Genomic DNA, 17,826 nt, shown 5'->3' with positions numbered 1-17,826 from the left:
TCCGCAATCAGTTCTCGATCATGTCGACGAAGTCGCGTTCATGACGTTCGGCGAGCCGGTTGTACCAGAGGCCGATCCCGAACAGGAACGGGAAAGGCGCCACGCCGAGGATCAACCAGGGCAACGGGATGCCCACGACCACCACTCGTCCGAAGGACGGGATCAGGTAGAAGAGCACCGGAAGTGAACACAGCGTGACCATCACCAGCAGCGCCAGCAGGGAGGCCGTCCGCAGCTGGATCTTCACCAGATCCTTGACCAGCAGCTTGCCCCAGCTGGTCTGTTCTTCGAGTTCGACCCTGGCCCGCAGGGTGCTGGTGGCCTGCCGCGGATCGGCGAGGATCACCCGCTGCCGCTTGGGTTTCGCGTGATGTTCGGGTTTGGCCTGTTCGTGCTTCGGGCCGGACGGCGCGCCCGGCACGGGCTCGACGGCGGCGCCTTCGGGCGCCGCCGGTTTCCTGGTCCTGCCCTTGCCCAGCGTCGGATCCGGTTCGCGGACACCGTTGACGCGGCGGTAGTAGTCGTCGGTCACGTCGACCGGTTGGCGCCGACCAGCCTGTCCTTGAGGGCGCGCGTGTGGCGGCGGCTCACCGGCAGCACCTTCTCCTCGTTACCGATCACGACCTGATAGCCGCCCTGGCCCATGCGCAGTTCGGTGATCAGCGGCAGGGACACCAGGAACGACCGGTGGATGCGGACGAAACCCGCCTTCTCCCAGCGTTCTTCGAGCTGGGCGAGCGGGATGCGGACCAGGTGGCTGCCGTCGGTGGTGAACAGCCGGGCGTAGTCGCCCTGCGCCTCGACCCAGCGGACCGAAGACCGCGGGATGAGCTTCGTGGTGCCTGCCAGTTCGACGGGGATGACCTCGTCGTCGTTCTTGACCTGCCCGAGGCCGCCTTCCTGGCCGAACTGCGGCGCGGCGTTGGCGGCGAGTTTGTCCATCACGCGAGTGATCGCGCGGTCGAGGCGATCCTGCTGGTACGGCTTGAGCACGTAGTCGAGCGCGCCGAGGTCGAAGGCGTTGACCGCCTCTTCCGCGTGCCCGGTCACGAAGACCAGCGCGGGCGACGGGCGCAGCGCGGCGAACACCCGGGACATCTCCATCCCGGACAGACCGGGCATGTCGATGTCGGCGAACACCGCGTCCACGATCGGCAGACCGCGGGCCTTGCGATCGGCCAGTCTCGGATCGTCCGCGGACAGCAGGCGCAGCGCCTCCGAAGCGTCGATCGCCGGGTACACCAGGGCGACGTGCGGGCTGTTCCGGAGACAGTGGACGAGTTCGTCTAGCCCTTTGGGCTCATCGTCCACCGCCAGGACGATGAGCTTCCGGGTGTCATCGTGAGCACTCACAGTGAGACGCATCCTGCCCATTGCCGGGTTCCTTGTCCAGCCCGCTTCACGAAAGTCGAACGAAAGGACGGCACCGGCACCCCCGCGCCTGGGGTGGCCGGTGCCGTCATCTTTTCCGGTGACACGAACCGCCTCGCCGTGCCACACCTATCCCTTCACGGGGTGAAGGTGAACCAGTTGACGCTCACGAAATCGGCGGGCTGGCCGCTGGTGAAGGTCAGGTGGACGTCGTGTTTCCCGGTGACGCCGCTGATATTCGCCGGGATGGTCCGCCAGCTCTGCCAGCCGCCGGTGTTCGCGACGGCGAAGCTGCCGACGGGCGGGTTGGACCGGCTGTCGAGCCGGACTTCGACGAGACCGCTCACGCCTCCCGCCGCTCCGGACGCGACGCGCGCCTGGAACTGTCTGCCGGTCTGCGTCCCGAAGTCGACGCCCGGGTACGACGCCCAGTCACCATTGCCGGCGGGGCCGATGCTCTGACCGCCACCGGAATCCGAAGTCGCCTGTTTGGCGATGCCCGCCGCCTGGGCGTACGACTCCGCCTGGATCGTGTCGTACGCGCTGCCGCCGCCCGGGCTTCCCGTGCCGCCGCCGCGGGTCAGGACGGTGACGTAGTCGACGAGCATCGGATGCCCCGGCACGATCCCGGGCCCCGGCGTGGTGGTGCCGGAGTTGTTGTTCGGGAACGCGCCGCCGATGGCGACGTTCAGCAGCACGAAGTAGCCCGCGTGGTTCGTCATGTTGGCCCAGGTCGTGGCGTCGACCTGGTTCTGGCTGACCGCATGGAACTGCTGCCCGTCCACCAGCCAGCGGAACACGTTGGGGCTGACGCTCGTGTCCCATTCGAAGGTGTAGGTGTGGAACGCGCTCTGGCAGCTCGCGCCGGGACACGTGCGGCTGCCGACCAGGCCGGTGGTCTCGTTGCACGGGCCGCCGGGGTTGACGCCGCAGTGCAGCACGCCCCAGACCGTGTTGATCCCGTTGACGTTCTCCATGATGTCGAACTCGCCGACGGCGGGCCAGTTCCAGTAGTTGCCGCGGTACGGCGAGCCCAGCGCCCAGAACGCGGGCCAGTAGCCGAGTGCCGCGGCGCCGGTGACGTTCGGCATCTGGATGCGGCCCTCGATCCGCAGCGCGCCGCCCGCGGGCGGTTTGAAGTTCGTGCGTTGCGTTTCGATCCGCGCCGAGGTCCAGTTGCCCGCGCCGTCGCGCAACGGCGTGATCCGCAGGTTCCCGGAACCGTCCTGTGCCAGGTTGGCGGGGTTCGCCGTGTAGTTCTGGATCTCGCCGGTGCCCCAGTTGGCCGGGCCGCCGGGGTACGCGTGACCGGTGTCGATGATCCAGTTCGCGCTCGACGGGAGCGAACCCGCGGCGCCGGTGAAGTCGTCGGTGAACACGGTGGTCCAGCCGGCCGGTGGCGGCGGGACGGCGGCGGTCGCGGGCAACGCCAGGGGCACCAGGAGCAAGGCCGCGCCGGCCAGTGCGATCTTCCAGCTCGTTCGGGAACGATTAACGGACATCGGACCTCCTCGTCAACACTGTCGAGGTTTGTTGCCGTTCACAACAAAGCGGTATGTCCGATATGAGACCTGGTCTGAACCATCTGCGCCTACCACCGTTCGGGTGAATCCACTCCGCCCCCGAATGCAAGGAAAGGTCCTTTCCTCGCAAATTTCGCAAGGAAAGGACCGTTCATTGCACGCGGGTCAGAGGCCGAAGCGGCTCCAGGCGGCCTTGGACTGAACGGCGTCCAGCAACGCGCTCGCCGCGGCGGGGGCGCCGATGCCGAGCCGCGCCAGCAGCGGCTTCTTCGGCTCGGCGACCGAGATCTCGGCGTCCGGGTACCGCTCGGTGATCACCTGGCGGAGGCTGCCGACGCCGTCGATCAGGCCGAGCTCGACCGCGCGAGCACCCAGCCAGACGTCGCCGGTGAACAGGTCGTCGGAGCCGGAAAGCCGGTCTCCCCGGCGTTCGGTGACCCAGTCGACGAACAGTTCGTGGAGCTGGCCGTGCATCTTCTTCAGCCACTCGACGTCTTCCGGCTTCTCCGGGCTGAACGGGTCGAGGCGGGACTTGTTCGCCCCCGCGGTGTGCAGCCGCCGCTCGATGCCGAACCGCTCGAGCAGGCCGGTGAACCCGAACCCGCCGCTGATCACGCCGATGGAGCCGACCATCGACGTCCGGTGCGCGTAGATCTCGTCGGCCGCGCAGGCCAGCCAGTAGCCACCGGACGCGGCGACGTCCTCGGCGAAGGCCAGGACGGGCACCTTCTTCTCGTCGGCGAGCTGGCGGATCCGCTCCGCGACCAGACCCGACTGCGTCGGCGCGCCACCCGGCGAGTTGATCTGCAGCGCGACGGCCTTCAGCCGGTCGTGCGCGAACGCGCGGGTCAGCGCCGATTCGACGGCGGCGAGGTTGATCGACCCCCTGGCCAAGGGTGACGGGGTCGGCGTGATCACCCCGTGCAGCTTGACCACGGCGACGACGTCCTTGCGTTCACCCCGTTCGCCGATCATCGGGAGACGGGAGGTCAGCTTGTCCGCAACGCTCATACCGCCAGGTTACCGACGTTCACGACGGCAGCACGCCGCTGCGCGAACCGCTCACCCCGCTGGCCTCGTTCGGGCCGCCCTGTGGCGGGACGGTGGCGCTGTCGGCGGAGAAGTCCGGCAGATTCGGCCGCACGCCGGGCATGAACTTCGGCACCCGCAAGGTCACCTTCATACCGGCGCCGGGCGCCGTCTCGACCATGAGCGCGTAGTCGCGGCCGAACACCTGCTGCATCCGCTGGTTGATGTTGCCGAGGCCGACGTGCGCGCCCGTGCGGTGCTGGCTGCGGAGATCCGCGAGTTTGGCGGGCTCCATGCCGATGCCGTCGTCCTCGACGCTGATCAGCGCTTCGGCGCCGTAGTCCTCGGCGATCACCGTGACGCAGCCGCCGGACGGCTTCGACGCGAGGCCGTGTTTGACGGCGTTCTCCACCAGCGGCTGGATGATCAGGAACGGCACGACCACCGAGAGCACCTCGGGCGCGATCTTCATCCGCACTTCGAGCCGTCCGCCGAAGCGGGCGTTCTCGATGGTCAGGTACCGGTCGATGTTGCGCAGTTCCTCGGCGAGCGAGGTGAACATGCCCGACGTCCGGAACGAGTAGCGCGTGAAGTCCGCGAAGTCCTGAAGCAGCTCTCGCGCTTCCTCCGGGTCTGTCCGGATCAGCGACGAGATGGTGTTGAGCGCGTTGTAGACGAAGTGCGGCGAGATCTGCGCGCGCAACGCCTTGATCTCCGCCTGCTGGAGCTGGTTCTTCGATTCGTCCAGGCGCGCCAGCTCGAACTGGGTGCAGACGAACTGCGCGACCGCGTCGGCCATCTGCACCAGCCGCCCGCGGGTGCGCCCGACGACCAGCAGCGCGGCCTCCGTCTCGCCCTCGACGATCAGCGGCACGATCACCGCCGTCCGCATCCGGCAGGTGCCGCGGTGGTTGCACGGCATCTTGTCGTGCGCGACGACCTCGCGGCGGTGCTTGCGGATCGCGTTGCCGATGGCGTCGACGAGGTCGACGTAGTGATCGTTGGCCTCGCCGTCCCAGGACAGCAGCGTGCCTTCGCTGTCGGTGATGCCGACGGCGACGCAGTCGAGCATCTCCAGCAGCTGGCTGGTGATCTTGTCGGCGACCTGCTCGTCGAGCCCCTCGCGGAGATCCGGTGTCGCCTTCGACATGCGGTGGACGGCCTGCAGCACCGCGTTCTCCACGATGCTCGCGGGACGCCTCAGCTTGATCAGCAGGACGACGACGAGGATCGCGAGCAGCAGCGCCACACCCCAAGGGATGATCTGCGCGATCTCGAGCCCGGACACGGCGTCCATGCTCTGCGCTCGACCAACCGGGTGCAAGGCCTGCTCCCCACTTTCCGTTGAGTTGTGACAACTGAGGGTGGGGCCGACCCTACCCAAGACCCGGGCGTTGTCCCCATGGTCACTCCCCGTCGCGCGGGAAAGACTGTGCGCAGGCAATCGTTTCCGGGGGAGGAACACAATGCGCGGATCGGGGAAACTCGCGGCGGGGGTGCTGGCAGCGGTCCTGCTGGGGAGCGGGACGGCGGCCGCGGCCGGGGACCCGGTGCGCGCGGCTGTCGGCGATCTGGTCGGCGAAGGGGGTTTTCCGGGAGCGGTCGTCCAGGTCCGGAACGGTGAGGCGGTGTCGCGCTTCGGCGCCGGGTACGCGAACCCGGTCACGCGCGAAGCCGCGGGGCCGCACCACCGGTTCCGGATCGCCAGCAACACCAAGGCCTTCGTCGCCACGGTGGTCCTGCGGCTGGCAGGCGAAGGGAAACTGTCGCTCGACGATCCGATCGAGCGGCGGCTGCCCGGTGTCGTACGAGGACCGGGCTATGAACCGGAAAAGATCACGCTGCGCATGCTGCTGAACCACACCTCCGGCGTGCACGACCCCCTGGATCCGCATTTCTTCGACCCGTACCTCGTCCAGGGGAACCGCGCGCACATCATCACGCCGTCGGAGGTGATAAGGCGATCCCTCGTCGACCGGCCCTCGTTCCCGCCGGGCAAGGGCGTGGAGTATTCGAACACCGGCTATCTGTTGCTGGGCAAGGTGATCGAGAAGATCACCCGCAACGACGTCTGGGAGGAGATCCAGCGGCGGATCCTCGATCCGCTCGAGCTCGGCCGGACGTATTTCCCGCTGTGGTCGCCGTTCCTGCGAGGTCCGCATCTGCACGGGTACGACATGAGCGGGAAGGACATGACCGTGTTCAGCCCGTCGTACGACTGGACCGCGGGCGCGATGGTGTCGACCGTCGACGACCTCGCGACGTTCCATCGCGCGTTGCTGGCAGGACGGCTTTTGGAGCCCGCGCAGCAGGCCGAACTCAAACGGCTGGTGCCGCACAGCGAGTTCGGCGCGTACGGCGCGGGGGTCGAGACCCTCAACCTGCCCTGCCCCGGTGGGATGAAGACGTTCTGGGGCAACACCGGCGCGGGGCCGGGGTTCTACAGCGTCTCGATGAGCACCGAAGACGGCTCGAAGCAGATCGTGCTGGCGCTGAACGTGTACGACCTGGCCGCGGACGTGCACGGCGGGCAGCGGGTGCCGAAGCCGCCGATGCCCGCGGTGATGGCCGCCCTGTGCTGATCACTTCAGCAGGCGTGACATCCGCCGGTCCGCGAGGGGTTTCCCGCCGGTCTGGCAGGTCGGGCAGTACTGGAACGACTTGTCCGCGAACGAGATCTCGCGGATCGTGTCGCCGCAGACCGGGCACGGCAGCCCGGTACGCGCGTGCACCCGCAACCCGGACCGCTTCTCGCCCTTGAGCCGGGCCGCGGACTGGCCGACCGAACGTGTCACGGCGCTGGTCAGCACCTCGCGGATCGCCTCCGAGAGCCCGTCGAGCGCCGCCTCGGACAGCTTTCCGGTTGTGGCGTAAGGGGAAAGCTTCGCCATATGCATGATCTCGTCGGAGTATGCGTTGCCGATCCCGGCGATCAGCGACTGATCGGTCAGCGCCGTCTTCAACCGTTCGGTGCGTCCGGCGAGCAACTTCTCGAGCTGCGTGCGGTCCAGCGAAAGCGCGTCCGGCCCGAGCCGCGCGATACTCGCGACCTCCTTCTCCGGATCCCGCACGATCCAGACCGCCAGGCCCTTCTTCGTCCCGGCCTCCGTGAGATCGAAACCCGGCCCGGCGGCCGCGTCGAGGTGGACGCGCAGCGAGATCGGCCCCTTGCCGGGTTTGAGCGGCGTCGGCGACAACGCGTCGGACCAGCGCAGCCAGCCCGCCCTCGCCAAGTGGACGACCAGATGGAGATCCCCGGCGACGAGATCCAGATGTTTGCCGAACCGGCCGGCCCCGGTGACCTCGCGGCCGTGCAGCTCGGTCCAGGGCGGTGTCGCCGTCTTCAGCACGCTGAGGGACGACACGTCGACGCGGAAGACCGTCTTGCCCACCGCGTGTTCACGCAGGTGGTGAGCGAGCGCTTCGACCTCGGGTAACTCGGGCATGGCCCCAGTCTCGCGCGTTCAGGCCGCCTCGACTACTCCACCGGGTGCAACGGGCCGTCGAAATCCGGCAGCGAGTGCTTCTGGATGGTCTTGGTGATCTTCGAGACCTCGCCGCGCACGGTGAACATGCCGCGGATGGTGCCCACCCAGCGCTCCGACGGACGGTCGCCCGCCAGATCGCCCTCGGTCTCGGCGACCACGGTCCACGGACGGCGCAGGATCCACCGCAGTGGGAAGAACAGCGCGATCAGCAAGAGCGCCAGCGGAACCCACGACGGAATCATGACGTCGGCCGGAGTCCACATGATGAGCACGATCGCGAGCAGCGCCGTCACGGCGATCATCGCGATACCCGGGCCGTAGCTGCCCGCCACATCGTGCTCGAAATCGTCCGCTGTCGCGGGAGCACGCCATTCCATCTGGGCTCGGACCACCCAGTCACGGCCGTCCTCGCCGTGCACCAGCCGGTTCATTCAGTCGCCTCCCGCGCGGCCGCTCGCTCGTCGTGAGCGAACTCCACCGTACCGTGACGGGAGCCGGATTCGCGAGAGTTCGAAGGCGATATGCCCGCTCGGGCGTTATGGGCACGTCGGGTAATCGACACCCGGTTCCGGATAGTGGGAAGTCGGTTTGACCGGGCTCGGCTCGTCCGCCGACGGGTCGCCGGACGAGGTTCCGGTCGTGCTTTCGGGAGTGCCGGTGTCCGTCGAAGAAGACCCTTCCGGGTAAGTCGTCGCCTCCGGCGTGGTCGACTGCTCGGTCGAGTCCCGTGAAGTCGTCGTGGTCGGGCTCAGCGACTCCTCGGTGGGCGTGAACGATTCGTCCGGCGGGATGTCGTCCCGTTTCGACGTGGTCTGGTTCGAGCCCGTGCCCGGGTCCGGGACCTCGTTCCGCGGCGAGGTCTCCTGCGCCGGATTCCGCTCGTCGGGCGGCTGCACGACGTCTCCGCCGCCGAGTTCCTTCCGCGGCGTGCCCACCCCCGGCAGGCTCGGCGTTTCGGACACCCCGAGCTCGGCGCCGGGGCCTCGTCCGGTGACGGCTGGCTGGGCGCCCTTGCCGTGCAGCTGGTCCTGCGCGATCCGCTGCGGCGGGAGCTCCACCGGCTTGCCCTGGGCAGGCGGCGCGACCTGCGCCGGCAGCAGCGCAAGCTCCGGCAGCCCACCCCCGGACAGACCGACGGTGTGGGTGACGTCGGTGCCGAACACGGCCGGACCGGCGACGATCCCGACCGCACCGGCGGCGGCCGTCGACGCCACCGCGAGGCCGACCTTCACCTTCGACCCGAGCAGAAGTCCCTTGACCGACGCGGCGAGCCCGGACAACGCCCCGCTCGCGTGGGCTCCGGCGGCCGCCGGCACCAGCAGCGCCACCACACCGGCGTGCGCCCGCAGCGACGAACAGACGTCCCGCAGCTCGTCGTGGGTGGCCCGGCAGGACTGGCAGGCGATCAGATGGGTCTTGATCCGGCGGGCCTCGGCCCCGGTCACGCTGCCCGCGGTGAACCCGCCCAGCTTCTCCACCACCGCACGGCACGAATCGGGCCCGCGGTTCACCGACAGATGCGCCTGCAGATACGCCGCCCGCAGCCCCTGCCGCGCCCGGCGGGCCAGCGCCGCCGTCGCGTTCGCGCTCAACCCGAAATGCGGCGCGACCATCGACGGCTGCTCGCCTTCGACCTCGGTCTGCCACAACACCGAACGCCAGCGCTCCGGCAAACTCGTGAAAGCGGTCGTGATCAGCGAATGTTCGGCCGTCCGGGCATGCGTGTCGGCGCCCGCCCCGGCCCGGAAGGTCAGCTCGTCGTCGCTCACCGGCACGTCACGGCGCGCGCCATGCCACTCCCACGAGACCCGGCGAGCCACCGTCAGCAGATAGGCCCGGACGTAGTCACGCGGCCCGGCGCCCCGGCGCAACGCCTGAAGCACCCGGAAGAAGGTCTCGGCGGTGATGTCCTCCGCCTCCGACCGATCGGCGGCCAGACTGCGGGCCAGCCTCCGCACAGCGGCGGCGTGAAGTTCGAAAAGCTCCCCGAAGGCAGCGTCCTCCCCATCACGGAGACGCTGGAGCAATGCCTGCTCGTCGGATTCCGAGGCCGCCTGAAGCGGCACCGTGCCCTGCTCGGTCATCCGGCCAGGCACCTCCTCCCCGAAGGACTCACCATTCGGTCGAATGGGGACACCATACGGAGGTATGCAGCCGTCGTCACCCCTTGTACGCCAGGTGTGACACCGAAGCACCTGTAGGGGTGGGTCGAAACCGCTACAGACGGTCGGTGTATGGTTGTTCCACTGCTTCAAACGAGTGCCGGAGCAGAGCAAGACATGCGGATGTAGCGCAGCTGGTAGCGCATCACCTTGCCAAGGTGAGGGTCGCGGGTTCGAATCCCGTCATCCGCTCTCAGGTGGGTTGCCGTGTCCAGGGAAAGCCTGGACCAGGACCTGCTCGCCATAATTCCCGGGGGTCGAGCCCCCGGACCCCCACGCTCCTTGCACCTCGCGTTGACGAGTGGGTTGTGGGTTACGTCGATCTTCCCTCTTGTTTCGTTGATCTCTTCGGTTACTAAGTGCTACAGGTTCGGTGAGCGGGGTCACACGACCGTAGTAATTCGGATTTGTGCATATGTTGGCTGAGGTCGCACCGGCGTGAACCGGTGCGACCTTTCGCTCAGGAAGGCACGCAGGCCGGCTGCGGCCGATGCCACAAGGTCACCAGCCGACCGTTCGGCAGGGGGTGCGTCGCGACCGGCGCGAACCCCGTCGCGGCGGCAGCGGCCGCCATCGCCGGTGGATCGACCTTCGGCAGGAACTCGTTGTTCAGCCCGGTCGCGGTGAACAACAGGCACGCGGTGCTCGCGTCACCGGAAATGCTGTCCTGGTACCGCGTCAGCCAGCGCTCGTAGTCCGGCTGCGAGTTCCCCGCCTCGATCGGCCGGATCTGTGGCACGGCCACGCCGTAACCCAGCTTTCGGAGCACGGCCAGCTGGACCGTGTTCGTGTTGAAGATCCGGTCACGGAAACCGAACGCCGTCACCCCACGGATCGCGTGCCGGTCGACGATCTGCTGCGCCGCCCAATCCGCGGCGACGATCCACTGCTTCGCCGCCTCCGCGCTCACCGGCTGCGGAGCATCGGACTCGACCCCGAGCCCCGCGTACTTCTGCGGAACACCCCGGCCATCGGTGACAGTCACTCGTCCGACCACCGGCAATTCCGCCTCCCACAGCCGCGCCGTCGGCGCCCGTAGGTCCAGCTGCGGGACCAGCGCCACCACGCCGATCACCGCGACCACGACCGGCAGCGCCTTACGAAGGCGGACATGTACGCGGTACAGGCCCCACAACGCCACCAACGTCATCGACGGGACCAAGGGGAGCGTGAACCCGTTCCCAGTGGTCTTGGACGTCACGAAGGCCATCGCGCCTTCCACCACGAGCACCGCGGGCGGGAACAATGGCGAGGCGATCATGGCCGTCACCGTCGCCTTCGCTTGACCGCCCCTCAACTTGCGGATGGCGACGAAGACGGCCGCGACGAGCCCGACACAGATGAAGAGGACGTGCGGCAGATACTGCTCAATGGTCAGCAGGTGCAGCCGATACGCCCAGGCAGCGGGGTTGAAGATCCCCGCCTCGGTCCCGTACTCGGCGGACTGAGGCCCGTACCCGAAGCCGGTCAGATAGCGGTAGACCTGTGCACCATTGGGAATCAGCCAGATCGCGGCCACGCCGACGGCTGCCACCGCGGCGGCCCCGAAACGGATCAGCCGCTTCTTGCGGTCCTGAGCCAGCACGGCCTGGATGAACGCGGCGAGAACCAATGCGGGCACGAACGCGATGATCATCGTCCTGGTGAGCGGCATCAGCCCGACGAAGACACCGAAGGCGATCGTCGACTTGGTCTTCGTCAGCCCCTCGGACCGGATGAGGAAGTAAATGGCCGCCAGCGTCACCGCGGCCGCAGGGGCGCCGAAGTGATAAGCCCTCGAGTCGACGATCACGCCGGGCAGCGTGGCGACCAGCGCGGTGGCGAGCCACGCGAACGGCCTGCCCGCCACCCGGTTCGCCACCGCGTGCGTCAGCAAGACGATCGCCAGACCCGCCAGCATCGGCACGATGAAGGCGGCCACCACGCTCGTCCCCGTCACGAAGAACTGCAGCGACGTCAGCGCGGGAGTGACCGGGGCCTGGATCCCAGGCGCCTCGACGGCCTGGATCCAACCGAGGACCCCGTCGCGTACGGCCGCGTAGTGGTCGTTGAGGGCCATGCCGATGTAGCCGGCCTCGTCGATTTCGAGGATCTGCCCTCGGCGATAGGTGATGATCCACCGCAAATTGACGGCGACCCACACGATCGCCACCCCGAGCAGTACCCATGTGTTCACCTGGACGCGGCGAATCCCCCTGGTCAAGAGCATGGCAGAGAATCTAGTCGCGCCTCTGGGCAGGCTAGAGCGCGGGCGTTTTGAAGGGGTCGTGCTCGGACAGGAGCTTGTCGACGCGGGCCTGGTCGACTCTGCTGACGACGGTGTTCTCGTCCTGGCGGTCACGGATGCACTTGGCGAGGGTGAACGCCGAAGTGGTCAGGAAGAGCATGCCGAGGGCGAGGAAGCCGCGGACCCAGCCGTCGACCGGCAGGTACCAGATGCCGACGACGACCGCGAGCAACGCCAAGCCGAACGAGAGGGCGGCCTGGACGAAGAACGCGACGGTGGTGGGCGGCGCTGCGGAGGTTTTCGTCATGCGTACCACGGTCGCGCCGTCGGCCCACGGTGTCTTGAGTACGGCTACTCAAGAAGGGTTGCGGTTCAGAACTCGTGGTCGTCCCGCGTCCAGCGGCCAGAAAGGTCTGCGCAGCACGCGCCACTGGCACGAGCACACGGCTCACCTGCGCTGGTCGCCACCGCCTGCCGACCACAAGACGAGTTGCCGCTCCAAGAGATACGACGAGGCGTCCTCCTCCCAAGGAAACAGTCCATTCTCGTCAGGCCAGTAGACCACCAGTACCGAAAAATCTTCGCCCCGATAGAAGTTCACAGCCTGCTGCACATATTCCGAATACAGATTCTTGTCCAGTAAACGGAAACAGACTTCCTTGCCTTCCAGAACAGAATCCGAGCGAATCATGTCCCCGAACTCGGCACCGCCCCTTACCAGCTCTACCAGATTGTCGATGATCGCGAACTCTACCGAGATTTCAAGCCCCATGATCAAGAACTCGGGATGGCCGCACAGATGCTCGAGCCCGACCGTGTAGCCGAAGTCCGACTCATCGGCATCTTCCGCGAAAACCCCAACCTTATGGTAGCCATAGTCCCTGATGTCGGATATCAGACGCACAGCCTGCGGAATTTCGGCCACGGAGTTCTTTCGATCGATACCGCAAAGATCACATGACTCGTCATGCCGCATGCTGATCACCACCGCTTATTCGACTTTGCCCGATTGCACACCCTTGCGGCCCTGCTTGGCGAATTGCGTCGCGGCCGCGGTGTCGGGAGCGGGATCCGGCACCGCCGATGCCTCAGGGGTCGCAGCGACCCCCGGATATGCGAAAGCCGTGGCCGGGAACAACCCGAAAGTCACGGCCAACACCACGACGACAGCACAGAGACGCGATCTCAGGCACGACGATCTCACGGCGAATCTCCTCGTTCCGCAGGGATGTGCCACCCGCGCCCGGAAGCACTCTGTCCTCTTGGGACGGGCGGTGGAAGCAGCCGAACAGCCTGAAAAGCGCAGGCAGACGGCTCAGATCTCGTAGCCGTCCAGCACGGTCGGCGCGACCGGGGACAGGTGCTCGTCGCCGCGTTCGGTGACCAGGCCGCGGGCCATCCGGTACACCTTGAACTCGTTGTCGTGCTCGGGATCCTGGTCGTCCCAGACGTGCAGGAGACCGTAAGAGCCGGGCGCGAGGTCGCCGACGCGGGTGAACAGGTCCACCAGCTCGGGCGCGATCGCCGTGCCGTGTTTGTCCATGCCGCCCAGGTGCAGCACCGGCACCCCGGCCGCCCAGCGGAGGTCGAGCAGGTCGCCGTCGCCGAAGTCGCGGACGGCACGGTGCACCCGCTCGACGATGCGCTCGAGCAGCGCGGCGTCGTCGTCACCGGAAGGGCTCGCTTGGATGGTCACCCACCCGTGATATTCGAACACCCGCCTTAGTTTAGGCACCGGTCGGCGGAGCTGAAGGTGCACCTCGAAAAGCAACCGAGCGCGTGAACCCGCCCCGGCCGAAGGCCCCGCTATCGCGGTGGCAGGGCGCCTACACCACCTTCGCGACCTTGAAAGACCAAGTCGCGCCCTGCCGACGTCGATCGCGGCCTCGGGTTCACCCATGGACACAGGCAGGTCCGCCCGCCGGACGGCGGTCAGCCCGCCATCGCGGCCGGTGCCCCGTTGCGCCGCAGCGCGTTCTTGAAAACCTGTTCGCCGTGCTTTTCGAAGGCGGGCACGAGCTTCTCGCCGTAGACGCACAAGGTCCGTTCCCAGGGGTGCCCGAGCGTGCCGAAGCGGAAGTCGTTCGCCAGGAACATGTGGTAGTCCGTGCGCGGGAACACCGGGACCGGCCACGGGTCGAGCGCGGCGTGCCGGTGCGGGTAGAAGCGGTACGACTGGTGCTGCCAGTGCAGCACCCAGACCCATTCGTCCTCGGCGACGCAGTCCTTCAGCGCCGAGAGGGCGACTCGGGCGACGTCGTTCTGCTCGACGGCGTACGGGCCGACCCGGAATTCGGCCGACGCGCGGTCGAGGCCGCCGGGCGCGAGATCCCACGCGACGGACGGAGCGGGTTCGCGGAAACTCGGCCAGGCGTGCGCGTAAGTGCTCGGCCAGAACGCGAGCTTGTCGTAGACCCAGTACCAGGCGGGCTCATCTACGACCCTGGAGATGGCTTCCCAAGCGTTGTTCACGAGCGACCCTCGGTGGTTCGGCCGATTAAGACTGGGAAAGCTTCGTGTTCGGGGGCCAAGTTGTCCAGCTCGTGGGCATTCTCCGTGCAACTGTCACCTGATCAGGTGTCTTGCGCCGCCGCCTGAACCGTGAGAATGACGGTGCGTGAACGGCGAGCCCACGGAACGCGGGCTCGCCGTCGATCGATCATGCGGCCGCCTCCCAGAGGCTCATGAAGGCCGAGGCCTCACTCCGCACCCACGGCCGCACCTTGTCGCGATCGCGCGGCGACAACGCGAACTCCTTCGAACGCCGGACGTCGACGACCAGCGGCCGCCCACCCGGACGCAACTCGTCCATGGTCTGTTCGAGCAGCCACAGCACCATCTGCGCCGCGTCCCGGCTCAACGGCTCCTCCTTGAAGTAGAGCCAGGTCACGTAGACGGGGCCGTCGCCCTTGCGCAGGCCGAGATGCGGATTGATGCCCACTTCGAGCGAGCCGAGCCGCCATCGCGACCGGCCGACCTCGGCCAGCCGCAGGTCACGCCGCCCGACGTAGCGCAGCCAGCCGTTGGCGATCTCGGTGTAGTGCGGCCGCGTGCGCTCGTCCGCGTTCTCGACCAGTGCCCGCAGTACCTCGCGATCCCGCCCGGAGATCCGCCCGGCACGGATCGCGTTCGCGGCGCGGAGGTAGAAGTTGAACCCGCCCCGGGCCGGGTCCTCGTACTGACGGCGCCAACGCCGGACGAACGAGGAACGCGAGGGACCCGAGCTCGTGCTGTACCCCACGAACGTGGGCAGGGTGATGTAGGCCATCCGTGTCTGCCTTTCGCCGCTGTTCCTGCTGTACAACGACCATTTTAGAACACATGTACGACAGAAAACGGGGCTTTACGGGTGACGCGGCGAAGGAGGCCAAGGTCCTTCGAGCAGCTCGGCCGATTCCTCGAGGATCGGCACCTCGCAGACGTCCCTCGGGGTGAGGTCGGTCGGGATCCAGTGCTCGAGCATCGCCGACCAGCGCGTGATCCCGCGCAACGCCTGGGGCGACCCGAGCAGTTCGCCGACCTCGCTGACGAGGGCGCCGCCGGCCGCGGGCGAGAGGCGCCCTTCGACCATCGCGGTGAGCCAGCCGTGGATCAGCAGCCAGCGGGCGGCCGTCGGATCGGCGGGCAGTTCGAGCCCGAGCTCGTCGACGACCTGGCCGAAGGCCTTGTCGACGGCTTCTTCGGCAGTGGATTCGAGCCCGGCGAGCAAGGGAAGGGACGGGGTGTCCAGTCCGGCGACGATCGCGTCCAGACCGGCCTCGACCAGGTGGGAGGTGCGGACGTCACGTCCGGCGAGCCTGCCGATGGCCAGCTCGCGCAACGCGCCACGACACGCGTCGATTTCCGTCACCCGGCACTTCCCACGTCCGCCACCGTACCGCCGGGAGCGGTCAGCCGCGCCTGACCAGCCGAAAGAGCATCACACCGTGGACAGACGCGGAGTGATCCGAATATCGAGATCGGCTTCGAGTGCGTGCGCCAGCCGTTCCAGCACCGGAATGGTCGGCACCGTTCCGCCCGCCTCGAACCGCGCGACGGTGGACTGTGTCATCCCCGCCCTGGTGGCGAGCCTCGCCTGAGACCAGCCCCGCGCCTCACGCATTTCACGCACCGTCTTGCCCAGGACATAAGCCAGCTTTGCGGCCTCGTACGCGTCAGCGGCGCCTGGCTCCGCCATCCGCTGCTCGCGAAGTCTCCGCCAGTCGGTCCGCTCAGCCATCGTTCTCACTCCTCTCCCCGCTCGTCGATCGTGTGCTTCCGGGCAACGCATCGCCACATCGCCTTCCGCGCCCGTCGCACCTCACGCTCTTCCCGCATTCGCGTCTTCCGGAACTCGGTCAGCAACACGATTCGCCGACCGGATGCGATCCAGTAGGTGATCCGCACGGCTTCTCCGTCCAGATGAAACCGCAACTCCCGTAATTTGCCGTCGAGCTGTCGCGTGTACGGCTCGCCGAGCAACGGGCCCTGCTCCGCGAGCAGATCCACGTAGAAGGCCACTGTCGCGAAGTGCGCCGTGGACAAACTCTCCAGCCAGTCGCGAACCTCCGGCTCCAATTCCACGGTACCCCATGTCATAGCTTTGATGCTATAAAGCCAGGTAGATCCACTTTTGGACGATCCGTTTGCGCCCCGGCAAAGTCGCGAGCGCGCTCGGAGCAGATCGTGCTGGACCAGGTCGTGAGTGGACGCAAGAATGAGGAAAGACCACATCAACCACCCATAAGGGTGCATGCAACACTGGCTGCCCACACCCGGCGGCAGGGGGCTGAATGAGCTGGCAAGACGAGCTTCGACTGCTGGACGTCGAGCTGGCCGCGGGTCGCATCGGGCACGCCGAACACCGCAGGAAGCGCGACGAGCTCCTGGCGGAGGCCTCCGGCGGGACGATGCCGTCACCGGTCCCCTCACCGCTGCGGCGCCCGGGCGGGACGTGGCACAGCACCAATCCCGCCGCGCGCCCGGCCGAGCCGCCGGCGGTCACGGTTCAGCAACCCCAGCCGTACCAGCAGACTCAGCCGTATCAGCAGACTCAGCCGGTGCACACGCCGCCGGCGACCGTCGGGCAACCCGAGACGAAGTCCGCCGTCCCGCGGATCGCGGACCACAAGACCACCGCGCCTTCGCCCGCCGACATCAATCCGACGGTCTACCTGCGTGCCACGCCGCCGCCTGCCAAGAACCCCTCGCCGGCCCGCGAACCGAACCGGCCGCTTCCGCCGCTGGCGCCCGAACCCGGCCCGCGCCACTACGCCTCCGCGGAGGACTACGCGGTCGTCGGTAAACGCAAGCCGACCTGGCTGTTCATCGGGGCCGGCGTGCTGGTCGTGCTGGCGTTGATCATCGGCGGGACGCTGTGGCTGGGCTCGTCGCCGTCCTCGAACGTCGCCGAACAGCCGAGCGTGGCCCAGCCGCCGGGCGATCTCACGCCGTCAGGCCGGCCCGACAGCGCCCAGACGCCGTTGGAAGACCGGCTTCCCGCGCTGCCGGGGACACCGTCGAAGGACAACTCGACGATGTCGGTCGCGAAGGGTGTCGAGCTCAACTTCTACTCGAAGGCCGCGGGCGACTACCTCGCGTCGAAGAATGTCGCGTCCATCACCTACAAGGGTTCGAACGAGGGTACGAACAGTTACCTCGTCCTGGTGATCCCGGCGAACGACGCGAAGGACGCGGCCGCGATCGTCAAGTACTTCCGGGAGAACTCGATCAACGCCGGACTGCGCGAGCAGCGCGTCGGCGACCGGCTCGCCCTCGTCGGCGCGAACAAGAACGGCCAGCTCAGCGGGATCGGTTACGTCTCCGGGACGATGGCCGTGACGACTTGGGTCTCGCAGCCGCTCGGCGGCGACCCGCAGGCGCTCGACACCCGTCTGGAGCAGACGCTGACCTCCTTGGACACCGTTCTCCCGGCGAGCTGAGAAGCGCAGGTCGCGGGGAGATCACGATTCGACCCGCGAGGGCGCGTCGACTCCGGGCAGTGCAGAATGTGCGAGGTCACCGCAGTGGTGGTATCGCGACGGCCG

Annotated in this window: 19 protein-coding genes and 1 tRNA gene; 3 read left to right on the top strand and 17 right to left on the bottom strand. The window is 67.7% G+C overall.

What is annotated here, in order from left to right:
• Positions 1 to 7 precede the first annotated feature (7 nt).
• The 5 genes from ACIBTM_RS13895 to ACIBTM_RS13875 all read right to left on the bottom strand — a co-directional run bounded on the left by ACIBTM_RS13895 (position 8) and on the right by ACIBTM_RS13875 (position 5,220).
• On the bottom strand, positions 8 to 532 hold the full coding sequence (locus ACIBTM_RS13895; protein WP_395876882.1) for a hypothetical protein: 525 nt from the start codon (positions 530 to 532) through the stop codon (positions 8 to 10).
• On the bottom strand, positions 529 to 1,365 hold the full coding sequence (locus tag ACIBTM_RS13890) for a LytR/AlgR family response regulator transcription factor (protein ID WP_395878055.1): 837 nt from the start codon (positions 1,363 to 1,365) through the stop codon (positions 529 to 531). Before ACIBTM_RS13890 ends, ACIBTM_RS13895 begins: the two co-directional genes overlap by 4 nt.
• A gap of 143 nt (positions 1,366 to 1,508) precedes the next feature.
• Positions 1,509 to 2,873, bottom strand: a complete 1,365-nt coding sequence (locus ACIBTM_RS13885) for a glycoside hydrolase family 16 protein (protein ID WP_395876881.1) — start codon at positions 2,871 to 2,873, stop codon at positions 1,509 to 1,511.
• Positions 2,874 to 3,059: 186 nt separating this feature from the next.
• Positions 3,060 to 3,905, bottom strand: a complete 846-nt coding sequence (locus tag ACIBTM_RS13880) for a S49 family peptidase (RefSeq protein WP_395876880.1) — start codon at positions 3,903 to 3,905, stop codon at positions 3,060 to 3,062.
• 19 nt (positions 3,906 to 3,924) lie between these two features.
• A complete protein-coding gene (locus tag ACIBTM_RS13875) occupies positions 3,925 to 5,220 on the bottom strand; it encodes a histidine kinase (protein WP_038507282.1) in 1,296 nt (431 codons plus the stop codon).
• A 169-nt stretch (positions 5,221 to 5,389) separates the two neighbouring features.
• Between ACIBTM_RS13875 and ACIBTM_RS13870 the strand changes: the two genes are divergently transcribed.
• Complete coding sequence (locus tag ACIBTM_RS13870) at positions 5,390 to 6,505, top strand: serine hydrolase domain-containing protein (protein WP_395876879.1); 1,116 nt, start codon at positions 5,390 to 5,392, stop codon at positions 6,503 to 6,505.
• On the opposite strand, the gene ACIBTM_RS13865 is transcribed toward ACIBTM_RS13870, so the two are convergent.
• From ACIBTM_RS13865 to ACIBTM_RS13855, 3 genes are all read right to left on the bottom strand, one after another.
• Entirely contained in the window at positions 6,506 to 7,369 is an 864-nt protein-coding gene (locus ACIBTM_RS13865; RefSeq protein WP_395876878.1) for an Fpg/Nei family DNA glycosylase, read from the bottom strand.
• A gap of 32 nt (positions 7,370 to 7,401) precedes the next feature.
• Positions 7,402 to 7,842, bottom strand: coding sequence for a hypothetical protein (locus ACIBTM_RS13860; protein WP_005161585.1), 441 nt, complete (start codon positions 7,840 to 7,842; stop codon positions 7,402 to 7,404).
• A gap of 105 nt (positions 7,843 to 7,947) precedes the next feature.
• Positions 7,948 to 9,495, bottom strand: coding sequence for a sigma-70 family RNA polymerase sigma factor (locus ACIBTM_RS13855; RefSeq protein WP_395876877.1), 1,548 nt, complete (start codon positions 9,493 to 9,495; stop codon positions 7,948 to 7,950).
• 197 nt (positions 9,496 to 9,692) lie between these two features.
• Here ACIBTM_RS13855 and ACIBTM_RS13850 point away from each other — a divergent pair.
• Positions 9,693 to 9,765: transfer RNA gene (locus ACIBTM_RS13850), tRNA-Gly, on the top strand.
• Positions 9,766 to 10,033: 268 nt separating this feature from the next.
• Here the strand turns inward: ACIBTM_RS13850 and ACIBTM_RS13845 are convergent.
• From ACIBTM_RS13845 to ACIBTM_RS13805, 9 genes are all read right to left on the bottom strand, one after another.
• Positions 10,034 to 11,782, bottom strand: a complete 1,749-nt coding sequence (locus tag ACIBTM_RS13845) for an ArnT family glycosyltransferase (RefSeq protein ID WP_395876876.1) — start codon at positions 11,780 to 11,782, stop codon at positions 10,034 to 10,036.
• A gap of 31 nt (positions 11,783 to 11,813) precedes the next feature.
• Positions 11,814 to 12,107, bottom strand: coding sequence for a YiaA/YiaB family inner membrane protein (locus ACIBTM_RS13840; RefSeq protein ID WP_395876875.1), 294 nt, complete (start codon positions 12,105 to 12,107; stop codon positions 11,814 to 11,816).
• A gap of 141 nt (positions 12,108 to 12,248) precedes the next feature.
• Entirely contained in the window at positions 12,249 to 12,776 is a 528-nt protein-coding gene (locus tag ACIBTM_RS13835) for a DUF4262 domain-containing protein (RefSeq protein ID WP_395876874.1), read from the bottom strand.
• A 339-nt stretch (positions 12,777 to 13,115) separates the two neighbouring features.
• Positions 13,116 to 13,517 carry an immunity 7 family protein gene (locus ACIBTM_RS13830; RefSeq protein ID WP_395876873.1) on the bottom strand — a complete coding sequence of 134 codons (402 nt, stop codon included), beginning with the start codon at positions 13,515 to 13,517 and terminating at the stop codon, positions 13,116 to 13,118.
• A 215-nt stretch (positions 13,518 to 13,732) separates the two neighbouring features.
• Positions 13,733 to 14,272 (bottom strand): DUF2716 domain-containing protein, encoded by a 540-nt coding sequence (locus ACIBTM_RS13825; RefSeq protein WP_395876872.1) that lies wholly within the window; start codon positions 14,270 to 14,272, stop codon positions 13,733 to 13,735.
• Between the two features lie 187 nt (positions 14,273 to 14,459).
• Positions 14,460 to 15,068: a hypothetical protein gene (locus ACIBTM_RS13820; protein ID WP_007030508.1), complete on the bottom strand. Its 609-nt coding sequence runs from the start codon at positions 15,066 to 15,068 to the stop codon at positions 14,460 to 14,462.
• A 75-nt stretch (positions 15,069 to 15,143) separates the two neighbouring features.
• A complete protein-coding gene (locus ACIBTM_RS13815) occupies positions 15,144 to 15,650 on the bottom strand; it encodes a hypothetical protein (protein WP_395876871.1) in 507 nt (168 codons plus the stop codon).
• 69 nt (positions 15,651 to 15,719) lie between these two features.
• A complete protein-coding gene (locus ACIBTM_RS13810) occupies positions 15,720 to 16,019 on the bottom strand; it encodes a multiprotein-bridging factor 1 family protein (protein ID WP_395876870.1) in 300 nt (99 codons plus the stop codon).
• Between the two features lie 5 nt (positions 16,020 to 16,024).
• Complete coding sequence (locus ACIBTM_RS13805) at positions 16,025 to 16,378, bottom strand: type II toxin-antitoxin system RelE/ParE family toxin (protein WP_395876869.1); 354 nt, start codon at positions 16,376 to 16,378, stop codon at positions 16,025 to 16,027.
• A 194-nt stretch (positions 16,379 to 16,572) separates the two neighbouring features.
• On the opposite strand from ACIBTM_RS13805, the gene ACIBTM_RS13800 reads away from it, so the two are divergent.
• Positions 16,573 to 17,721, top strand: coding sequence for a hypothetical protein (locus ACIBTM_RS13800; RefSeq protein ID WP_395876868.1), 1,149 nt, complete (start codon positions 16,573 to 16,575; stop codon positions 17,719 to 17,721).
• The last annotated feature ends 105 nt before the right edge of the window (positions 17,722 to 17,826 follow it).

The sequence above is a fragment of the Amycolatopsis sp. NPDC049868 genome (assembly GCF_044461365.1).
GTDB lineage: Bacteria > Actinomycetota > Actinomycetes > Mycobacteriales > Pseudonocardiaceae > Amycolatopsis.
This window is presented reverse-complemented; position numbering and strand designations above follow the sequence as displayed.

Excerpts from the sequence above, each read along its gene's own strand:
- ACIBTM_RS13890 (WP_395878055.1), bottom strand. The coding sequence starts at position 1,365 with ATGCGTCTCACTGTGAGTGCTCACGATGACACCCGGAAGCTCATCGTC.
- ACIBTM_RS13885 (WP_395876881.1), bottom strand. The coding sequence starts at position 2,873 with ATGTCCGTTAATCGTTCCCGAACGAGCTGGAAGATCGCACTGGCCGGC.
- ACIBTM_RS13880 (WP_395876880.1), bottom strand. The coding sequence starts at position 3,905 with ATGAGCGTTGCGGACAAGCTGACCTCCCGTCTCCCGATGATCGGCGAA.
- ACIBTM_RS13875 (WP_038507282.1), bottom strand. The coding sequence starts at position 5,220 with ATGGACGCCGTGTCCGGGCTCGAGATCGCGCAGATCATCCCTTGGGGT.
- ACIBTM_RS13870 (WP_395876879.1), top strand. The coding sequence starts at position 5,390 with ATGCGCGGATCGGGGAAACTCGCGGCGGGGGTGCTGGCAGCGGTCCTG.
- ACIBTM_RS13865 (WP_395876878.1), bottom strand. The coding sequence starts at position 7,369 with ATGCCCGAGTTACCCGAGGTCGAAGCGCTCGCTCACCACCTGCGTGAA.
- ACIBTM_RS13860 (WP_005161585.1), bottom strand. The coding sequence starts at position 7,842 with ATGAACCGGCTGGTGCACGGCGAGGACGGCCGTGACTGGGTGGTCCGA.
- ACIBTM_RS13855 (WP_395876877.1), bottom strand. The coding sequence starts at position 9,495 with ATGACCGAGCAGGGCACGGTGCCGCTTCAGGCGGCCTCGGAATCCGAC.
- ACIBTM_RS13845 (WP_395876876.1), bottom strand. The coding sequence starts at position 11,782 with ATGCTCTTGACCAGGGGGATTCGCCGCGTCCAGGTGAACACATGGGTA.
- ACIBTM_RS13840 (WP_395876875.1), bottom strand. The coding sequence starts at position 12,107 with ATGACGAAAACCTCCGCAGCGCCGCCCACCACCGTCGCGTTCTTCGTC.
- ACIBTM_RS13835 (WP_395876874.1), bottom strand. The coding sequence starts at position 12,776 with ATGCGGCATGACGAGTCATGTGATCTTTGCGGTATCGATCGAAAGAAC.
- ACIBTM_RS13820 (WP_007030508.1), bottom strand. The coding sequence starts at position 15,068 with ATGGCCTACATCACCCTGCCCACGTTCGTGGGGTACAGCACGAGCTCG.
- ACIBTM_RS13810 (WP_395876870.1), bottom strand. The coding sequence starts at position 16,019 with ATGGCTGAGCGGACCGACTGGCGGAGACTTCGCGAGCAGCGGATGGCG.
- ACIBTM_RS13805 (WP_395876869.1), bottom strand. The coding sequence starts at position 16,378 with ATGACATGGGGTACCGTGGAATTGGAGCCGGAGGTTCGCGACTGGCTG.
- ACIBTM_RS13800 (WP_395876868.1), top strand. The coding sequence starts at position 16,573 with ATGAGCTGGCAAGACGAGCTTCGACTGCTGGACGTCGAGCTGGCCGCG.